The 18,992-nt window shown below is 65.4% G+C and carries 20 protein-coding genes; 13 read left to right on the top strand and 7 right to left on the bottom strand.

Annotated elements, in window-relative coordinates; translation table 11 throughout:
- The first annotated feature begins 120 nt into the window (after positions 1 to 120).
- Both Q4G22_RS09750 and Q4G22_RS09745 read left to right on the top strand, forming a co-directional pair.
- Entirely contained in the window at positions 121 to 306 is a 186-nt protein-coding gene (locus tag Q4G22_RS09750; protein WP_303385715.1) for an aspartate/glutamate racemase family protein, read from the top strand.
- Positions 306 to 629: an aspartate/glutamate racemase family protein gene (locus tag Q4G22_RS09745; RefSeq protein ID WP_303385714.1), complete on the top strand. Its 324-nt coding sequence runs from the start codon at positions 306 to 308 to the stop codon at positions 627 to 629. Before Q4G22_RS09750 ends, Q4G22_RS09745 begins: the two co-directional genes overlap by 1 nt.
- 3 nt (positions 630 to 632) lie before the next feature.
- Here Q4G22_RS09745 and aspS read toward each other — a convergent pair whose 3' ends face one another.
- The 6 genes from aspS to Q4G22_RS09715 all read right to left on the bottom strand — a co-directional run bounded on the left by aspS (position 633) and on the right by Q4G22_RS09715 (position 6,990).
- Positions 633 to 2,405, bottom strand: a complete 1,773-nt coding sequence (gene aspS / locus Q4G22_RS09740) for an aspartate--tRNA ligase (RefSeq protein WP_303385754.1) — start codon at positions 2,403 to 2,405, stop codon at positions 633 to 635.
- A 59-nt stretch (positions 2,406 to 2,464) separates the two neighbouring features.
- Positions 2,465 to 3,133: a CPBP family glutamic-type intramembrane protease gene (locus Q4G22_RS09735; RefSeq protein WP_303385713.1), complete on the bottom strand. Its 669-nt coding sequence runs from the start codon at positions 3,131 to 3,133 to the stop codon at positions 2,465 to 2,467.
- Positions 3,130 to 3,888 (bottom strand): GH25 family lysozyme, encoded by a 759-nt coding sequence (locus Q4G22_RS09730; RefSeq protein WP_303385753.1) that lies wholly within the window; start codon positions 3,886 to 3,888, stop codon positions 3,130 to 3,132. The genes Q4G22_RS09735 and Q4G22_RS09730 overlap by 4 nt, the downstream gene beginning before the upstream one ends.
- A gap of 154 nt (positions 3,889 to 4,042) precedes the next feature.
- Positions 4,043 to 4,339 (bottom strand): hypothetical protein, encoded by a 297-nt coding sequence (locus Q4G22_RS09725; RefSeq protein WP_303385712.1) that lies wholly within the window; start codon positions 4,337 to 4,339, stop codon positions 4,043 to 4,045.
- Positions 4,340 to 4,491: 152 nt separating this feature from the next.
- Positions 4,492 to 5,493 carry a sulfotransferase gene (locus Q4G22_RS09720; RefSeq protein ID WP_303385711.1) on the bottom strand — a complete coding sequence of 334 codons (1,002 nt, stop codon included), beginning with the start codon at positions 5,491 to 5,493 and terminating at the stop codon, positions 4,492 to 4,494.
- Between the two features lie 117 nt (positions 5,494 to 5,610).
- Complete coding sequence (locus tag Q4G22_RS09715) at positions 5,611 to 6,990, bottom strand: FAD-binding oxidoreductase (protein WP_303385710.1); 1,380 nt, start codon at positions 6,988 to 6,990, stop codon at positions 5,611 to 5,613.
- A 141-nt stretch (positions 6,991 to 7,131) separates the two neighbouring features.
- Here Q4G22_RS09715 and Q4G22_RS09710 point away from each other — a divergent pair, with 141 nt between their 5' ends.
- Both Q4G22_RS09710 and Q4G22_RS09705 read left to right on the top strand, forming a co-directional pair.
- A complete protein-coding gene (locus Q4G22_RS09710) occupies positions 7,132 to 8,031 on the top strand; it encodes a glycosyltransferase (RefSeq protein ID WP_303385709.1) in 900 nt (299 codons plus the stop codon).
- On the top strand, positions 8,028 to 8,843 hold the full coding sequence (locus Q4G22_RS09705) for an NAD(P)-dependent oxidoreductase (RefSeq protein ID WP_303385708.1): 816 nt from the start codon (positions 8,028 to 8,030) through the stop codon (positions 8,841 to 8,843). The genes Q4G22_RS09710 and Q4G22_RS09705 overlap by 4 nt, the downstream gene beginning before the upstream one ends.
- A 74-nt stretch (positions 8,844 to 8,917) precedes the next feature.
- On the opposite strand, the gene Q4G22_RS09700 is transcribed toward Q4G22_RS09705, so the two are convergent.
- Positions 8,918 to 9,271, bottom strand: coding sequence for a hypothetical protein (locus tag Q4G22_RS09700; protein ID WP_303385707.1), 354 nt, complete (start codon positions 9,269 to 9,271; stop codon positions 8,918 to 8,920).
- A gap of 291 nt (positions 9,272 to 9,562) precedes the next feature.
- Here Q4G22_RS09700 and ybgC point away from each other — a divergent pair, with 291 nt between their 5' ends.
- The 9 genes from ybgC (at position 9,563) to ftsH (ending at position 18,988) form a co-directional block, all read left to right on the top strand.
- On the top strand, positions 9,563 to 9,967 hold the full coding sequence (ybgC, locus tag Q4G22_RS09695; protein WP_303385706.1) for a tol-pal system-associated acyl-CoA thioesterase: 405 nt from the start codon (positions 9,563 to 9,565) through the stop codon (positions 9,965 to 9,967).
- Between the two features lie 173 nt (positions 9,968 to 10,140).
- Complete coding sequence (gene tolQ / locus Q4G22_RS09690; protein WP_303385705.1) at positions 10,141 to 10,833, top strand: protein TolQ; 693 nt, start codon at positions 10,141 to 10,143, stop codon at positions 10,831 to 10,833.
- A 2-nt stretch (positions 10,834 to 10,835) separates the two neighbouring features.
- Positions 10,836 to 11,294 carry an ExbD/TolR family protein gene (locus Q4G22_RS09685; RefSeq protein ID WP_303385704.1) on the top strand — a complete coding sequence of 153 codons (459 nt, stop codon included), beginning with the start codon at positions 10,836 to 10,838 and terminating at the stop codon, positions 11,292 to 11,294.
- 3 nt (positions 11,295 to 11,297) lie between these two features.
- Positions 11,298 to 12,917, top strand: a complete 1,620-nt coding sequence (locus Q4G22_RS09680) for a protein TolA (protein ID WP_303385703.1) — start codon at positions 11,298 to 11,300, stop codon at positions 12,915 to 12,917.
- A gap of 37 nt (positions 12,918 to 12,954) precedes the next feature.
- On the top strand, positions 12,955 to 14,283 hold the full coding sequence (gene tolB / locus Q4G22_RS09675; RefSeq protein ID WP_303385702.1) for a Tol-Pal system beta propeller repeat protein TolB: 1,329 nt from the start codon (positions 12,955 to 12,957) through the stop codon (positions 14,281 to 14,283).
- Between the two features lie 11 nt (positions 14,284 to 14,294).
- Positions 14,295 to 14,861 (top strand): OmpA family protein, encoded by a 567-nt coding sequence (locus Q4G22_RS09670; protein ID WP_303385701.1) that lies wholly within the window; start codon positions 14,295 to 14,297, stop codon positions 14,859 to 14,861.
- Entirely contained in the window at positions 14,858 to 15,796 is a 939-nt protein-coding gene (locus tag Q4G22_RS09665) for a tetratricopeptide repeat protein (protein WP_303385700.1), read from the top strand. The genes Q4G22_RS09670 and Q4G22_RS09665 overlap by 4 nt, the downstream gene beginning before the upstream one ends.
- Positions 15,789 to 17,021 (top strand): tRNA lysidine(34) synthetase TilS, encoded by a 1,233-nt coding sequence (gene tilS / locus Q4G22_RS09660; protein ID WP_303385699.1) that lies wholly within the window; start codon positions 15,789 to 15,791, stop codon positions 17,019 to 17,021. Before Q4G22_RS09665 ends, tilS begins: the two co-directional genes overlap by 8 nt.
- 68 nt (positions 17,022 to 17,089) lie before the next feature.
- Complete coding sequence (gene ftsH, locus Q4G22_RS09655; RefSeq protein ID WP_303385698.1) at positions 17,090 to 18,988, top strand: ATP-dependent zinc metalloprotease FtsH; 1,899 nt, start codon at positions 17,090 to 17,092, stop codon at positions 18,986 to 18,988.
- Positions 18,989 to 18,992 lie beyond the last annotated feature (4 nt).

Genomic DNA, 18,992 nt, shown 5'->3' with positions numbered 1-18,992 from the left:
AGATCTATTACCGCACCCTCTGCGATCTGACGCGAAATCGGCGGGCGGGCTGCATTCGCATGAACTACTGATCCGGTCGGTCGATTTCGCGCCCATTGCGGCGTTGCAGGCCGCAGGGGATTGGGACGGGGCGGCGGCGATCCTGAAGCACTGACGGCAGGCGGGGCGGATCTGCTGATTATGGCGACCAACACCATGCACAAGGTTGCGGATCAGATGATGGCAGGCGTGCCAATCCCGCTGCTGCATATCGCCGACGCGACCGCCGCGCAGATCACTGCGGCAGGGCTGCCGCACCGGGGTTGATGACGACCGCCTTCACGATGGAGCAACCTTTCTACACCGACTGCCTGATCGCCGCCGGGCTGCGGCCCGTCATCCTGTCGCCGGCTGACCGCGCCACGATCCACCGCATCATTTACGACGAACTTTGCCGCGACATCACCACCCCGGCCAGCCGCGTCGCCTTTGAAACCATCGCCGCCCGGCTGATCGCGCAAGGGGCGGACAGTCTGATCCTTGGCTGCACCGAGGTCGGGATGCTGCTGCATCAGGGCAATGTCGCGGTGCCGGTTTTCGACACCGCGCGGGTCCATTGTCAGGCCGCGCTGGATCTGGCGCTGGCCTGAGCCTTATTCCTTGGGCAGCACCCGCAGACGCAATTCGCGCAACTGTTCGTTCGTGGGTTCGCTTGGCGCGCCCATCATCAGGTCTTCGGCGCGCTGGTTCATCGGGAACATGATGACCTCGCGGATGTTCTGCTCATCGGCCAGCAGCATCACGATGCGGTCGATCCCCGCCGCGCAACCACCGTGAGGGGGCGCGCCATAGCGAAAGGCCTTGACCATGCCGCCGAACCGCTTTTCCACCTCGTCCTGACCATAGCCGGCCAGTTCAAACGCCTTGAACATGATCTCGGGCTTGTGGTTGCGGATCGCGCCGCTGACCAGTTCATAGCCGTTGCAGGCGAGGTCGTATTGATACCCCTTGACCGCAAGCGGATCGCCATTCAGCGCATTCAGCCCGCCCTGCGGCATGGAAAACGGGTTGTGCGAAAAGTCGATCTTGCCCTCGTCGCTTCGCTCATACATCGGGAAATCGACGATCCAGGCGAATTTGAACTGGTTTTCGTCGGTCAGGCCAAGCTCGCGCCCGATTTCGTTGCGGGCGCGGCCCGCGACGGCCTCGAAAGTCTCGGGCTTGCCACCGAGGAAGAACACGGCGTCGCCTTCGTTCAGGCCCAGTTGGGTGCGGATGGCCTCGGTCGGGGCGTCACCCAAGGCTTTGGCGATGGGACCTGCGGCCTCCATCCCAGCATCACCCTTGCGCCAGAAGATATAGCCCATGCCCGGCAGGCCCTGCTGTTGGGCAAAGGCGTTCATCCGGTCCGCGAACTTGCGGCTGCCGCCTGTCGGCGCGGGAATGGCGCGGACCTCGGTGCCGTCCTGTTCCAACAGTTTGGCGAAAATGCCGAAGCCCGAACCGCGGAAATGATCGGACACATCAACCATCTCGATCGGGTTGCGCAGGTCGGGCTTGTCGCTGCCGTATTTCAGCATCGCGGTCGCATAGGGGATGCGCGGCCAGTCGGCATCGACGCGGCGGCCGCCGCCGAATTCCTCGAACAGACCCTGAATGACCGGCTGAACGGCCGCAAAAACATCCTCTTGATCGACAAAGGACATTTCTAGATCAAGCTGGTAAAAGTCGGTGGGCGAGCGGTCGGCGCGGGGATCTTCGTCGCGGAAACAGGGCGCGATCTGGAAATAGCGGTCGAAACCGGCGACCATGATCAGCTGTTTGAACTGCTGCGGGGCCTGCGGCAGCGCGTAGAACTTGCCCGGATGCAGGCGCGACGGCACCAGAAAGTCGCGCGCGCCCTCGGGGCTGCTGGCCGTGATGATCGGCGTCTGAAATTCGGTAAAGCCGCCCTCCCACATGCGGTCGCGCAGCCATTTCACCACGCGCGAACGCAGCATGATGTTGTTGTGCAACGACTCGCGGCGCAGGTCGAGGAAACGGTAAGCCAGTCGCGTTTCCTCGGGGTAGTCCTGATCGCCGAACACCGGCAGGGGCAGTTCTTCGGCGGGGCCAAGCACCTCGACGCCGGTCGCATAGACCTCGATCTCGCCAGTGGGCAGTTTGGGGTTCACCAAGGACGCATCGCGCAGTTTCACCCGCCCGTCGATACGCACCACGGTTTCGGCGCGCAGGCGTTCCATCGCGGCAAAGGCCGGACTGTCGCTGTCGGCCAGCACCTGCGTCATGCCGTAATGATCGCGCAGATCGACGAACAGCACGCCCCCGTGATCGCGGACCCGATGGACCCAGCCCGACAGGCGGACGGTTTCCCCGGCTTGGGCGGCGGTCAGATCGGCACAGGTGTGGCTGCGATAGGCGTGCATGGTCAGATCCCGGTTGTTCAGCCCCCGCATAAGGCGCGGGCGCGCGGCAAAGTCAACCGTCAGAAGGGGCGCTGAACATTGCCGGACCAGAAATACACCCCCATGCCGACGGCAAAGATGATATTCCCGGCAATGGCGTGCAGCAGCCAGGCCGCCGGAAAGCCATGTTTCAGATAGGCGCGACCGAAAATCCAGCCGCCGACAAAGGTCATCAGCAAGACGATGGCCGACCAATACATCAGATGTGCAAAGGAAAAGACCGCCGCGTTCACCATCAGCGCCTGTTTGCGGCTGGCAAACAGGCTGCCATAGCGGTGATAGAACAGCGGGCGAAAGATCAGTTCCTGCGGCAAAGCGGACAGCAGCGGATATAACGCCCAGATCATCAGCAGCATTTCGGGCTGCACCCGCAGAATATTAAAAATCGCGTCCTGCCGCCCCGACAACCACAAGATAACGATACCGCTGACCAAGGTGACAGCGGCCAGAACCGCTGCCTCGCGCCACGGAATCTGGCGCCAGCCGCGCAGCAGCGACCGCCAGTCGAACCCACCCGTGCAATGCAGCAGAACCAGCCCGGCCAGTGTCAGCAGAAACAGCGCCGAAAACATCTGCCGCGGCGGCAGAAACAGCGCAATCGCCAACGGGGCGCCGACATACAGCAGCGCAAATTCGATGCCCAGCCGCAGGCGGCGGTTGGCGCGCGGCAGGGAATCGCTGGTCGTCATCGTTGCAGTCGCTGGTTCAGATATTGCCGCCATTGCGCGGGCGAGCCGGCAAAGACGTTCAGATCGACATCGCCGCTGATCCCCGGCACGATGCCGGTGCCGCTGTATTGCCAGAAGGTCCAGCGTTGCCCCGGATAGACGATGCGCGGGTGGCCCGCGACGCTGCGCAGCCAGAATTCTTCGGGCCAGGACCGCATGTCATTGTCACGATAGAAATCGACCGTGGTGTAGATGATCGGCCGCTGACCATAGTGCTGATGCAGGATGTCCTTGAAGATCTTGGCCTCGCGCAGAACCTCGTGGCTGGGCGGGCGGCGCGGGCAGGTGCGCGATGCCGTCCATTCCAGATCCAGCACCGGCGGCAGCGCGCCGCGTTCGCGCGGCACGTTACGAATGAACCACTCCGCCTGCTGACGCCCCGAGCGGCAGAAGTAAAAATAATGATAGGCCCCGCGCGGGATGCGGGCCTGTGCGGTTTCATACCAGTAACGGCGGAAGTTCGGGTCGGCGTGGTCGCCGCCCTCGGTCGCCTTGATGAACACAAAGCTGACACCGGCATTACGCACGCGGTTCCAGTCAACACTGCCCTGCCAGCGTGACACGTCGATGCCATGCACCGGATGGGCATAGGGATGACCGCCGATCCATGGATGCGGCGCGCGGTCGCCCAGTTGCGGCACTGTGGTCGGCACGCTACCTGCCATAACCGCCGGACCGGACGCCCGCTGCTGCGGCGCGGGACCACAAGCGGCCATGACGGCCAGAACCAGCCCCAAAAGAAGTTTCGTTGCCTGACGCACCCTGCCCCCGGATGATTTGAAAAGCTTTTCGTCTCTATCGCAAAACCCGCGCCCAAAGTCACGGGTGCGCGAGTTTCACGAAAGCGTCAGCGTGCAGGCACCCTGCGCATCAGTTCGACAGTGCTGTGGGCAGTGTCTCATCAGGGGGCGAGGTGGCGGGCTGACCCTCGGCCTGCGGCGGTTCATCGCCCGGCGTCGGCTCGACCGCGGGGGTGGGCGGGGTCGTGTCAGTGCCCGCGGCCTGACCCGTTTGCGGCACCTCGACCTGTGTCAGATCATCGGGGGACGGGTCCGAGCCGCCAAACACAAAAAACACCATTGCCGCAACGACCAGCGCCACCAGAATCGCCAGTAAGGCAGGGCTGTGCTTGCGGGTCTGTTTTTCGGGATTCGGATTATGGGACATATTGCCTCTCCTGCTGGTTGAAAAGACAACGCCAGAGACGGTGCAGGGTTCCGCCACCACCTGCGCCCAATGCCGCGCCCGCCGTATGGACAGGGCGGGCACGGCTTTATGTGCCGGGATGCCGGGGCAAGGTCAGCGGGTGGCGGGGTCGCTTATTCCAGATGGCGCAGGTCTTCCTGCATAATCCGCAGCCGCGCATTGCGCCCCAGCCATGGCAGGCCCAGCCGGTTCGAGGCGCTTTCCAGCAGCGTATCGCGCAGGCCATAGCGGTCGATGCGGAACCCCAGCCGCTTGGCCTTGCCGCGCAGCTTGACCCACAGCAGCCGGGCCCGTGTCAGCCGCACCGGCTCGGCCTGACTGCGCGAATAGCCCCGCCCCGCGATCAGCGGACCGACAGCACTTTCAATCAGGGCGACATCCGACAGCCTGGCGTTCCGCTGCCATCGAAAGGACGAGGACGAATCGACCGGGCGATAGCTGGATGTTTCGTGAAAGTGCAACATCGCCGGATCAAAGCCGACACCCAGAAAATCGCACAGGCGTGCGAGCTGTTCCCTGGGCTCATCGACCAGTTGTTCGAAATGCAGCACCGCCACCGGCCTGCCAGCCAGATCGGTGGCCGCGCTGTCCCAGTCATGTTCGGTTGCGACCCAATGCTGCGCGGCATGATACACATCCCCCGCCCAGCCCATCCGAACAGACGAGATCGCCACATCGCGCGGATCGCGGACAAGGTGGATGACATGGGCATCGGGCAACAGCGCCAGCGCGGCATCCAGCCCGCGATGCAGCAACAGAATCAGCCGTGCCTGCGGCTTTTTCGCCGCCAGTGCCGCGACCATCGCCGCCACCGCAGGCTGGCCGTGATGGCTGAGGGGCGGCGCAATAGAAGACTGCATAAAAATCCGGTCGCCCAGCAGGCGGTTACGATCCAGAATCCAGCCGCCACCGGATGGCCGCAGGTGATCGAACAGGAAATCCGCCTCGGTCGGGCAGGATAACTGCGGGTGCATATCCAGCATCAGCCGCAGCATGGTCGTGCCGGATCGCAGCGCGCCATAAAGAATAACCGGCGGCACCTCAATCACACCCGCCGCCCGCACTGCACGGTCGGCAGCCACCCTGTCACCCGTGATTGCGTCAGCAGTGTTCATAGCACATTCATCAGACGTGAATCAGCAGACGGTCAGCATCCACGAACAGACTTTTGTCAGCAAAAAGGTAAATGATGAATTTAACATTTGTATGATTTTATCCAAATGCTTGGTAAGTCAATTCCGGTCGGGTATCAATTTACCCGGATTCAGGATATTGTGCGGGTCCAGCGCCGCCTTGATCGCACCCATCACCGCCCAGCCTTCACCATGTTCGGCAGCCATCAGCGGACGCTTGCCAACGCCGATGCCATGTTCGCCGCTGATCGTGCCGCCCACGGCCAACGCGCGTTCGGCCATGCGGCGGGCAATGGCCTTGGCGCGGGCCAGTTGATCGGCATCGCCGGGGTCAACCAGCAGCGCGGCGTGGAAATTGCCGTCGCCGACATGACCCAGAATCGGGCCGGTCATCCCCTGTTCGGCAATATCGGCGCTGGCTGCCGCCACCGCCTCGGCCAGATGCGACATCGGCACGCAGACATCCGTCACCACCGCCGTCGCACCGGGGCGCAGCGCCAGACAGGCCGGATAGGCCTGATGCCGCATCTTCCACAAGGCCGTGCGCGCCTCGGGCGTGTCGGCCCAGTCGAATCCGGTGCCGCCGAAATCCTGCGCCAGATCGCCGAAAGCCGCCGCATCGGCGCGCACCGATTCCGCGCTGCCGTTGAATTCCACGAACAGATGCGGCGTTTCGGGATAGCTGCGATGCGCCATCGCGTTCACCGCCCTGATCCCCAGCGAATCGACAAATTCGATCCGTGCCATCGGAATGCCCGACTGCATCGTTGCAGTGACGCATTCGACCGCCGATTCCAGCGTCGGAAAGGCACAAACCGCCGCCGCGACATGTTCAGGCTGGCCGTGCAGCCGCAAGGTCAGTTCGGTGATGATGCCCAGCGTGCCTTCAGACCCGACCATCAGCCCGGTCAGATCGTAACCGGCGCTGGATTTCGCCGCGCGGGTGCCGGTGCGGATCACCCGGCCATCGGCCAGCACGACTTCAAGCGCCAGCACATTGTCGCGCATGGTGCCGTATCGCACCGCCGTTGTGCCGCTGGCCCGCGTGGCAGCCATGCCGCCAAGGCTGGCATTGGCCCCCGGATCAACCGGAAAAAACAGCCCCGTCGCGCGCAATTCGGTATTCAGCGCCTCACGCGTGACGCCGGGCTGAACCGTCACCTGCATATCGCCGGGGCGCAGGTCGATCACCTTGTCCATCCGGCTCAGGTCCAGCACCACCCCGCCGTGGATCGCCAGCGCATGCCCCTCCAGCGAGGTGCCGGTGCCCCAGCCGATCACCGGGACGCGGTGTTCGTTGCAGATCGCCAGCGCAGCCGACACCTCGGCCGTGGTCAGCGGCCAGATCACCGCATCGGGCGGCGGGGCGCGGTGAAAGGTTTCCGACCCGGCGTGGTGATCGCGGTCGGCTGTGCGCTGCGACAGGCGGTCGCCGAAAACATCGGTCAAAGCGGCGATGGCAGGTTCAGAAATGGGCATGGGCGTCTCCTCGCTGAAGGGGGTTCTAGCGTGATCCCGCGCTCTGTCCAAGGCGCGTGGCGGCTGTCATAATTCATTTATCCGATTGTGACAGTGTTGCCCCGGCAATCCCGGCAAAAGCCCCGCAAGAGATTGAAAAGCATGACGATACAACCATCGCCCCCGATCACCAGGACAGAATCGCCTGCTGATTGTTACACCCTTGCGCCCGGCTTGCAGGCCGAACGCGGGCCGCAGGGTGATCGCGCCTATGTGACGCTGGTCACAAATGCCGACTATCTGCCGGGGGCACAGGCACTTGTGCGCTCGCTGCGGCTGACCGGCACCGGGGCTGGGGCCGACATCGCCGTGATGCACCGGGGCATCCCACATGACGCACTGGATGGGTTGCGCCGCCTTGGCGCGCGGCTGATCGCGGCGGATCTGTTGCCCACTTCGACCGAATTCGACCGCACCCATGCCCGCGACGCCCTGCACAGCCGTGCCGCCTTTACCCGTGGCGGCAAGCCCGATTTCCACACACCGCTGGATAATTTCGTGAAACTGCGGCTGTGGCAGCTGGATTATGCCCGCACCGTGTTCATCGACGCCGATGCGCTGGTGGTGCGTAATATCGACAAGCTGTTCGGCTTTCCCGAATTCTGCGCCGCGCCCAATGTCTATGAGGGGCTGGACGGGTTCCACCGTATGAATTCCGGCGTATTCACCGCCCGCCCCAATGCAGCGACCTTTGATGCGATGATGGCGCAGCTGGACCGGCCCGGCGTGTTCTGGCGGCGCACCGACCAGACCTTCTTGCAGGACTTTTTCCCCGACTGGCACGGGCTACCAATCCAATACAACATGCTGCAATATGTCTGGATCAATATGCCCGCGCTGTGGGATTGGGAGAGCGTGCATGTCATTCATTACCAATACGAAAAGCCATGGTCGGATCATGCCAAGGCGGCGGCGTTGCGTCCTTTGATCCAGATATGGCGCGACATCGCGGCAGGCGGCCCGCTGCCTGATCTGAGCGCACAAATCCGCCCCGCCGCATGAGGGTGGCGCTGACCGGCGCAACCGGGCGCCTGGGCGGCATGATCGCCCCCGCGCTGGCCGCTGCCGGGTATGATCTGAACCTGTTGCCCGGCTGGCGGCTGGGCGACACGCCCGACCTGCGCGGCACCGATGCGCTGGTGCATCTGGCGCTGTCCCATGCCCCCGGTCGCTATCGCGGCGGCGAGGGCGACGACCCGGCGGGTTTCCGCGCCGCCAATCTGGACGGCACCCTGCGCCTGTGGGATGCCGCCATCCGCGATGGCGTGGGCCGCGTGGTGTTTCTGTCATCGCGCGCGGTGCATGACGGCCACCCGCCGGGGATGCGCCTGCCCGACGACCTGCCCCCCGCGCCAACCAGCCTGTATGGGCAGATCAAGGCGCAGGCGGAATCCGCGCTGGCCGCCCTGCCCTTGCACGGCACCAGCCTGCGGGCAACCGGCGTCTATGGGCCGGGGCGGGCGCATAAATGGGCACCGCTGTTCGCCGATTTTCTGGCCGGGCAGCCGATAGAGCCGCATGTCGCCACCGAACTGCATGGCGACGATCTGGCCGCCGCAATCGCCCTGATCCTGCGCCACCCTGCCCCGCCCGCCACGCTGAATGCCAGTGATCTGGTGCTGGACCGTCGCGATCTGCTGGCCGAGGTCGCCGCGCTGACCGGGTGCCGCCACCCTCTGCCCGCCCGCGCCGATGCCAGCGGGCTGCGCGTGCCTGATTGCACGGGGCTAGCGGCTATGGGCTGGCACCCCGGCGGCATCACCGGGCTGAGGGCCAGCCTGCCCGGCCTGATCTGCGACATTCCGGCATCATGACGGGAACCCCTGAAATCGACGGGCATTTCTTCACAATTCTGTCCCCGCCCAATGACGCCTTCCCGGCCCGTCATTCACTTTGGCCAACCACCGTCAGGCCATGACGATGATGGCGTTTTCGCTTGCCAATAGGTCAGGCCATTTCCCTGCTGACCGGCGATGTCGGCGCCGACAAGACCTTGCTGATCCGCAGTTTTGTCGAATTGCATCGGCGGCGCACTCATATTGGCCTGATCCGATAAATCCGCTGCGTTGGGTTTTGCAGACGTTCGGGCAGGATGATGTCGCCCCTTTGAACCGCTGCGCCGGCGGCGGACCTTTCTGCAAGGCCGCCACACCGAAGGCCGGAAAATCCTGCTGATCGTAGATAGGCGCAATCCCTGTCGCCCGAGGCGATCGAACAGGAAGCCGCCGCCGATGTCACCCACCGTCTGGCGGCCTGTCCCGGATTATCAACGATCTGACGCAGATTTTGGGCCTGCTGCGCAATATCTTCTTGCGCGCACCCCCGATGGGACGATCAGAAACGCCAGCGGCAAACAACACGCGAACCGCGCGAGCTTTTCCCAAGACTTTCAACATTCATTCCAGGTGCCGAATAAAAGCGTCAGGGCCTTGCGGCCGCGCACAGCAACCAGCCCAAGCAAGACAACCCATGGCTGGACGCGCGCCCCAAAGAACGGCACCCTGCCCCGGCCACCACCTGAAAGAGACCCAGAATGCACCAATTCCCGATCCGAATCTATTACGAGGATACCGACCTTGCCGGAATCGTCTATTACGCCAACTATTTGAAATTCATTGAACGGGCACGGTCGGAATGGCTGCGTGACCTTGGCGTGGATCAGGCCGCGCTCAAGGATGCAGGAACTGTCTTTGCCGTCCGCCGGGTCGAGGCGGATTATCTGTCTCCGGCCCGTTTCGACGATCTGCTGACAGTGGAAACACGCACGATCCAGCTGGGCGGATCGCGCATCGTGGTGGGGCAGGATGTGCTGCGCGACGGCGTGCCGCTGTTCCGGGCCACCGTGACCGTGGTCTGCGTCGCGCTGAACAGCGGTCGCCCGACGCGTATCCCCGCCCCGGTCGCGGCGGCGCTGTTTCTGGATGAACCCACCAGTTAACCGCACCGGAAAACCGTCGCCCGGCCTCCTGTTTGCCCAAATACGCCGGGGGTCCGGGGGCTGGTCCCCGGCCTGCTCACCCCGCCCTCGCGCCAAAGTGTTGGCCAAGCCGCTGACGGCGGCGTAAACTGCCGCTAGAAGCCCGCTACAGACGGGCACACAAGAGGCAGAGCATGGAAACCCTTCAGGCCGCACAGGCCATCGACTTTTCGCTGTTGGCGCTGTTTGCCCGCGCCTCGCTGACCGTCAAGGTCGTGATGGTGGTGCTGATCCTGATGTCCTTCTGGGCATGGGCGATCATCATTCAGAAACTGCTGGCCTTCGCCGCCGCCCGCACCTCTGCCGGGCGTTTCGACCGCAGCTTCTGGTCGGGCGAGCCGCTGGACGATCTGTATGACCGCATCGGCGACACCCCGCGCGGCGCGGCGGAACGCATCTTTGCCGCCGGGATGACCGAATGGCGGCGCAGCCACCGCGACGATGGCGCGCTGATCCCCGGTGCCGATCAGCGCATCGACCGCGCCATGAACGTCGCCATCCAGCGCGAGGAATCGCGGCTGATGCGCGGCCTGTCCTTTCTGGCCACCACTGGCGCAACCGCGCCGTTCATCGGGCTGTTTGGCACCGTCTGGGGCATCAAGAACGCCTTTGAAGGCATCGCCGTCAGCCAGAACACCAATCTTGCCGTCGTCGCCCCCGGCATTGCCGAGGCGCTGCTGGCGACCGCGCTTGGCCTGCTGGCCGCGATCCCGGCGGTGGTGTTCTATAACAAACTGTCGGGTGATGCCGACCGCATCGTCGGCAATTACGAAACCTTCGCCGACGAATTTTCCACCCTGCTGTCGCGGCAGATGGCGGCGGACTGACCATGGCGCAGGTGGTCAGACGGATCGCGCGGGGGCGCGGCGCACGCGGGCGGCGGCGCAATGCGCCGATGGCGGAAATCAACGTCACCCCCTTTGTGGACGTGATGCTGGTGCTGTTGATTATCTTTATGGTCGCAGCCCCGCTGTTGACCGTGGGTGTGCCGCTGGAACTGCCGCGCACCGCCGCGCAGGCCGTCCCGACCGAACCCGAAGAACCGCTGGTCGTCTCGATCCCGGTCGAGGGCGACATCCGGGTGATGGACAGCGCCGTGGCCGAATCCGAACTGATCGCCCGGCTTGGCGCGGTGCTGGCCGAACGCCAGTCGCAGCGAATCTTTTTGCGCGCGGATGGCAGCATCCCCTATGCCCGCGTGGTGCAGGTGATGGGGGCGCTGAACGCGGCGGGCCTGACCGATCTGGTGCTGGTGACGGAAACCGGCGGGCCGCGGATGGGCGGTTAAGCCATGGAGCGGGCCGAACGCATCGGGCGCTGGACCTCGGGGGTGGCGCATGGCGGGCTGATCCTCTGGGCAGTGCTGGCGGGGGCTTTCCTGCGCCCGCAAGATGGCCCGGCGATCCGCCAGACCGAAGTCACCACCATGTCCGAGGCCGAATTTCAGGACTTCGCCGCCGCATCGCGCGGGGCCGGGCCGGTGAGGCCGGGCACAACCAATATTGCCGCACTGCCACAGCCGCCCGCTGATGACAGCGCCACCCCTGTGCCGGATGCCGCCGCGCCGATGGACACGCCCGACGCCGCCGCCCCTCTACCCGCGCCGCAGGCACCGGAAGACCAGCCGGATCTGAGCGGCGTCACCCCGACGGCCCCGGTCAGCGCGGCCACGGAACTGCCACAGATGGCCGCGCCCGCACCTGACAGCACACCCGCCCCGGTGCCACCGCCGCCGTCCTCCACCCCGCCGCAGACAGCATTAGCCCCGATTGCGCCGACGATACCGCAGGCGGAAACCGGCATGACACCGCCCGCCCCGCCCGAGACCGCCCCGCCGCCGCGTTCCGAACTGGCGCTGGACGTCTCGCCCCGTCCGCAGGCCCGCCCCGATGGGCTGGTTGCCGCCCGCGAGGCGCGGCTGGCCGCAGCCGAGGCCGAACGCCAGCAGGCCCAGGAAGCCGCCCGTCAGGCCGAGGCCGCGCGGATCGCGCAGGAGCAAACCGAACAGGCCGCACGCCAGCAGGCCGAAGCTGACCGTATTGCCCGGGAACAAGCCGCCGAAGCCGCGCGTCAGGCCGAGACAGACCGCATCGCACGGGAACGTGCGGCAGAAGCGGTGCGTCAGGCCGAGGCACAACGGCAAGCCGAGGCCGCACGGATCGCACAGGAACAAGCCGAACAGGCCGCGCGCCAGGCCGAAGCCGACCGTATCGCGCAGGAACGTGCGGCAGAAGCCGCGCGTCAGGCCGAGGTAGACCGCATCGCGCAGGAACAGGCCGCCGAGGCTGCCCGTCAGGCCGAAGAAGAAGCTGCGCGGCGGCGGTCGGCGGAAATGCCCTATGACCCACTGGCCGAGGCCTTGGCGGATGCCTTTGCCTCTGATCCCGACGCATCGGCCAGCACCGGCGGCGGGCTGTCAGCGGAATTGCAGGCGGCGCTGGATGATGCCGCGCGCGCCGAACAGGCGGTGCGCGATGCGGGTGCGGCAGCAGCGGTCGGGGCATCGCGCACCGAACCGCAGGGCGACGCCCTGGCTATGGCGCTGGACCGCGCCCTGGGCGCCCCAAATGCCGGGGCCACTGACGGCCCGCCGCTGTCCCTGTCGGAACGCGAAGGGCTGATGGTCGCCATCAACGCCTGCTGGAACCGCGCCATGCTGTCGCTGGATGCGGCGCAGACCTCGGTTTCGGTGCGTTTCCAGATGAGCATGAGCGGCATCCCCGATCAGGCCACGCTGCGGCTGGATGCCTCGGATGGCGGATCGCCCGCCGCCGTCCAGCAGGCGTTCGAGGTGGCCAGCCGCGCGATTCTGGAATGTGGCCGGGGTGGTTACGCGCTGCCACCGGAAAAATACAACCGTTGGCGTGAAATTATCGTCGATTTTCGCCCGCAAGGTGTCAACGTGAACTGACCTTTCGCCGCAGGGTTAACCTTGCTAAGGACCGGATATGTTTTGCCGTGTGATCCCGTTTTGCGCCCTGCTGACCGCCGCCCTGCCGCTGGCGGTGCCTGCCTTTGCGCAGGATGGCCCCCTGCGGATCGAGATCACCGATGGCATCACCGAGCCGATGCCCCTTGCCATCGCCCCCTTTCACGGCGACGAACAGATGGCTGCCGAGGTGCAGCAGGTCGTTATTGCTGATCTGACCGGCACCAGCCTGTTCCGCGCCATCCCCTCTGATGCCCATATCGCCACCCCGGCCAGCTTTCGCAGCCCGGTCGCCTATGCCGAATGGCGCGCGATCAACGCGCAGGCGCTGGTCACGGGCGATGTGACCGTGACAGGCGAGGGCGAGGCCGCCGAAGTCACGGTCAAGTTCCGCCTGTTCGACGTCGTGGCAGGCCAGCCCTTGGGCGAGGGAATGCAATTCGTCACCGCCCGCGCCGACTGGCGACGCGCGGCCCATAAGATCGCCGATCAGATCTATGTCCGGCTGACGGGCGAAGGCCCCTATTTCGACAGCCGTGTGGCCTTTGTTCAGGAAACCGGCCCCAAGGATGCGCGCCGGATGCGGCTGGGGGTGATGGATTTCGACGGGGCCAACCCCGTCTGGCTGACCGACGATTCGAATCTGGTGCTGTCGCCGCGCTTTTCCCCCGATGGCAGCAGCATTCTGTTTACCAGCTTTGAAACCGGCCTGCCGCAGATCCGGGTGATGGATGTGGCCTCTGTCACCTCGCGCGCGCTGACGGCGGCACGCGACAGCATGGCCTTTGCCCCGCGCTGGTCACCGGACGGGCGCTGGATCGTCTATTCCCGTGAAAAGCGGGGTAATTCCGACATCTGGCTGATGGATGTCGCCACCGGGGCCGCGCGGCCTCTGGCCGAATCGCCCGGCATCGACACCTCGCCCGATTTCAGCCCCGACGGCAGCCAGATCGTCTTTGAAAGCGACCGCTCTGGCACGCAGCAACTGTATGTGCAGCCGCTGACCGGCGGCGAGGCCACGCGCATCAGCTTTGGTGAGGGGCGTTACAGCAGCCCCGTCTGGTCGCCGCGCGGTGACATGATCGCCTTTACCCGCCAGAACGGCGACACCTTCCACATCGGCGCCATGCGCATCGACGGGTCCGAGGAACGCAGCCTGACAGAATCGTTTCTTGACGAAGGCCCAAGCTGGGCACCCAATGGCCGTGTGGTGATGTTCACCCGCGTAACGCCCGGCGGCGATGGCGCGCCGCGCCTGCATTCCGTGGACATCACCGGCCGCAATATGCGGCCGCTGGATCTGGATTTCGCCGCCTCGGACCCGTCCTGGGGGCCGCTTTTGCCATGAGGACACCGGCCATGACGCCCCGTTTCCCCCTGATCGCCGCCGCCGCTGCCCTGCCCCTGCTGGCGCTGATGGCCTGCACCCAGCCCGCCCCGCCGCAATTGGTGGCCGATCCCTATGTGAACACCGGCAGCGGGGCCGTGTATCAGGGCAATATCACGCAAGGTGCCTTGGGCGGCCAGGCGACGGCAGCTTATTTCAGCGGCACCGTAGGCGATACGGTCAGCTTTGTTCAGGACGAGGTAAGCCTGTCCGCCGAGGCGCGCGCCATCCTGACCCGACAGGCGGAATGGCTGCGCCAGCACACCAACTTTACCGCCCGGATCGAGGGGCACGCCGACGAGATGGGCACGCGGGAATATAACCTTGCACTGGGCGCGCGGCGGGCCGGGGCAGTGCAGGAATATCTGATCGCGCAGGGTATCGACACCGCACGGGTGCAGACCAGCAGCTTTGGCAAGGAACGCCCGATTGAGGTCTGTTCAACCGAGGTCTGCTTTGCTCGCAACCGCCGTGCCGTGACCGTAGTCACACCCTCTGACGCGCCGGTTGCGCCGCCTGTCGCGGGGGCCGGGGTATGATCCGGGGGCGGGTTATGATGCGGGCCGGGCTGACCGCGTTGGCGCTGTGCGTGGCCGTGCCGCTGGCCGCACCGGCACAGCCCGCGCCCGAAACCGTCGCCACGCTGGCCGATCTGCGCGCCCAGTTGCGCGCGCTGGCGGGCGAGCTGCAATCGCTGCGGGCCGAACTGAACGCCTCGGGCGCGGCAGGCTTTCAGGCGGCGGGCGGCGACAGCGCCATTGACCGCATGAACGCCATTGAAACACAGATCGCCCGCCTGACCGGCCAGACCGAGCAGTTGCAGAACCGCATCGGGCGTATCGTCACCGACGGCACCCGACGCATTAACGACATCGAATTCCGCCTGTGCGAGATGGACCCGGCCTGTGATCTGGGCGCGGTGATGACGCAGCCTGATCTGGGCAGCATGGCACAGGGCGGTGCGCCGGTCATGGCCCCGGTGATCGCACCCGATTCTGGCGGCAACGGCGGTACGGGCGCGGCGCCCGCCTCGACCACCGAACAGGCTGAATTCGACCGGGCGCAGGAGGTGCTCGGTCAGGGTGACTTTCCGCGCGCGGCCGAGCTTTTCGCGGCCTTTGCCCAAGCCCACGCGGGTGGGCCGCTGACGGCCCATGCACTGTTCCTGCGCGGCGCGGCGCTGGACAGCGCGGGCGATCCGCAGGGCGCGGGGGCCGCATGGCTGGAATCCTTTGCCGCCGCCCCCGACGGGCCGCAGGCCGGGGCCAGCCTGCTGGGTCTGGCGCGGGTCATCAGCGACAGCGGCGATGCCCTGGCTGCCTGTCTGTATCTGGCCGAAATCCCGGCGCGCTTTCCCGGCAGTGCCGCCGCGGACGAGGCCAACCGCCGCCTGGCCGCGCTGGATTGCGCCAGCCAGTCGCTGCCCCTGATCGACGACCCCGAGGCCGCTGCCGACCTGGCCGAGCATGGCTGACACCGCCAGCACGGAAGCCCATGTCCGTGCCGCGCTGGACCGGCTGGCCGGTGACATGCCCGCCGTTGGCATCGCCCTGTCCGGCGGCGGCGATTCCACCGCGCTGCTGCACATGGCACATGGCTGGGGGCGCGGGCGCAGGCTGATGGCCGCGACCGTCGATCACGGCCTGCGCCCCGAAAGCGCCGCCGAGGCCCGCGCGGCGCAAAAGACTGCTGAATCGCTGGGCATTGCGCATGTCACCCTGCTATGGCAGCGCGACACGACCGAGGGAAACCTGATGGCCAATGCCCGCGATGCACGGCTGCGGCTGCTGTCGGGCTGGGCGCGGCATAACGACCTGTCTGCTGTGCTGCTGGGGCATACGCAGGACGATCAGGCCGAAACCCTGCTGATGCGGCTGGCGCGCGGGGCGGGGGTGGATGGCCTTGCCGCAATGGCGGAATGGCGCGACGCCTTTGGCGTCCGCTGGCTGCGCCCGATGCTGAGGGTCAGCCGCGCCAGCCTGCGCGACTGGCTGACCGAACGCAACCTGCGCTGGATCGACGATCCCAGCAACGACAATGACGATTTCGACCGCATCCGCATCCGCAAGGCAATGGCCGCGCTGCAACTGGATGCCGCAGCACTGGCGCAATCGGCGCAGAACATCGCACAGGCCCGCGACGCGCTGGCCTATTACGCGGCACAGACGGCGGGTGAAGCGGTGGCCGACCGGGGCAGTCTGATCCTGCCGCGCGCCCCCTTTCGTCACAGCCCACCCGAGGTGCAGCGCCGTCTGGCGGTGGCCGCCGCCCGCTGGATCACCGGCGCCGACTATCCCCCCCGCCGCGCCACTGTCGCCCATGCGCTGGCCGCCTTGGCGGCAGGCAGCCGGGTGACGCTGGACGGGGCGCTGTTCTGCCCCACCGGCGATCGCATCCGTGTCATCCGTGAACCGGCGGCAGCCATGCGCGCGCCTGCGAATGATGCGCCGGTCTGGGACAATCGCTGGCGGATCGAGGGGTTGTCACCGGGCGAAACCGTTGCGGCGGTCGGATACGAATCGCTGGATCAGGTGAATTGGCGTCTGTCGGGCCTGTCACGCGACGAAGCGGCGGCAACGCCCGCGATCAGGGCCGACGGGCGGCTTTTGGCAACCCCCGTCCTGCAACCGCAGGCCCCGTGGCGGGTCGAACCGCTGCGGAATGCAGGGGAATTTGGCCGACTTGTTCACCTTCATTGAGCATTCGCATTGAACCTGACGCCATAATCCCTATCTTGCGGGGAAACCGTGGTATCGGAGGCTCCCGCTTGGGTAACGCACGCAATATCGCCTTTTGGGTGGTCCTGTTCCTGATGATTTTGGCGCTGTTCAATCTGTTCGGCGGCGAATCCGCGCAGATGAACAGCCGCCAGATCAGCTATTCCGACTTCATCCAGCGGGTGAATAACGATCAGGTCGCATCCGTCACCATTGATGGTGAGGATGTCGGCTTTGTGACCCGCGACGGCCAGCGTTATGCCACCGTCCGCCCCGAGGGCGAGGAAATCGCCAACCGCCTGATCGACCGCAATGTCGAGGTGCGGGTGGTGAAACAGCAAAGTTCGGGCTTCATGTCTCTCTTGGGGGTGTGGCTGCCGTTCATTCTGCTGATCGGTGTCTGGATCTTCTTCATGAACCGGATGCAGGGCGGCGGGCGCGGCGGCGCGATGGGCTTTGGCAAATCCAAGGCCAAACTGCTGACCGAAAAGCACGGACGCGTCACATTTGACGATGTGGCCGGCATCGACGAGGCCAAGGAAGAGCTGGAAGAAATCGTCGAATTCCTGCGCAATCCGCAGAAATTCAGCCGCTTGGGCGGGAAAATCCCGAAAGGCGCGCTGCTGGTCGGCCCGCCCGGCACCGGGAAAACCCTGCTGGCCCGCGCCATCGCGGGCGAGGCGGGCGTGCCGTTCTTTACCATCTCGGGGTCCGATTTCGTGGAAATGTTCGTCGGTGTTGGCGCGTCACGCGTCCGTGACATGTTCGAACAGGCCAAGAAATCCGCGCCCTGTATCCTGTTCATCGACGAAATTGACGCGGTGGGCCGGGCGCGCGGTGTCGGCATCGGCGGCGGCAATGACGAACGCGAACAGACGCTGAACCAGCTTCTGGTGGAAATGGACGGGTTCGAGGCGAACGAAGGCATCATCATCATCGCCGCCACCAACCGCAAAGACGTGCTGGACCCGGCGCTGCTGCGCCCCGGTCGGTTCGACCGGCAAATCCACGTGCCGAACCCCGATATCAAGGGCCGCGAGAAAATTCTTGGCGTTCACTCGCGCAAGGTTCCGGTTGGCCCTGATGTCGATCTGCGCATCATCGCGCGCGGCACGCCCGGTTTTTCGGGTGCCGATCTGATGAACCTGGTGAACGAGGCCGCGCTGATGGCCGCGCGCATCGGGCGGCGCTTTGTCAGCATGGAAGATTTCGAAAACGCCAAGGACAAGGTGATGCTGGGCGTCGAACGCCGCAGTCTTGTGCTGACCCCGGAACAAAAGGAAAAGACCGCCTATCACGAGGCGGGGCACGCCATCGTCGGTCTGTCGCTGCCGAAATGCGATCCGGTCTATAAGGCCACCATCATCCCGCGTGGTGGCGCTTTGGGCATGGTCGTCAGCCTGCCGGAAATGGACCGGCTGAACATGCACAAGGACGAGGCCAAGCAGAAAATCACCATGACCATGGCCGGAAAGGCCGCCGAAATCATCAAATACGGTGAAGAAGGCGTGTCCAACGGCCCGGCGGGTGACATCATGCAGGCCAGCCAGTTGGCGCGCGCCATGGTGATGCGTTGGGGCATGTCCGACAAGGTCGGCGCGGTCGATTATGCCGAGGCGCACGAAGGCTATTCGGGCAATACCGGCGGGTTTTCGGTATCGGCCACCACCAAGGAACTTATCGAATCCGAGGTGCGCCAGCTGATCGAAGACGGCTATCAGGACGCCCGTCGCATCCTGCTGGAAAAATCCGAGGAATTCGAACGTCTGGCCAAAGGCTTGCTGGAATACGAAACCCTGACCGGCGAAGAAATCGGCAAGGTCATCCGGGGCGAGGCTTTGGGCGGCGATGACGACACGCCCTCCAGCCATATCCCTTCCGTCGCATCTATCCCAAGGGCGGGCAGATCGACCTCTGACCCGGACCCTGCTGCGGCTCCGCAAACCTGATGAA

It is taken from the genome of Paracoccus sp. (in: a-proteobacteria) (assembly GCF_030538655.1).
Taxonomy (GTDB): Bacteria; Pseudomonadota; Alphaproteobacteria; order Rhodobacterales; family Rhodobacteraceae; genus Paracoccus.
This window is presented reverse-complemented; position numbering and strand designations above follow the sequence as displayed.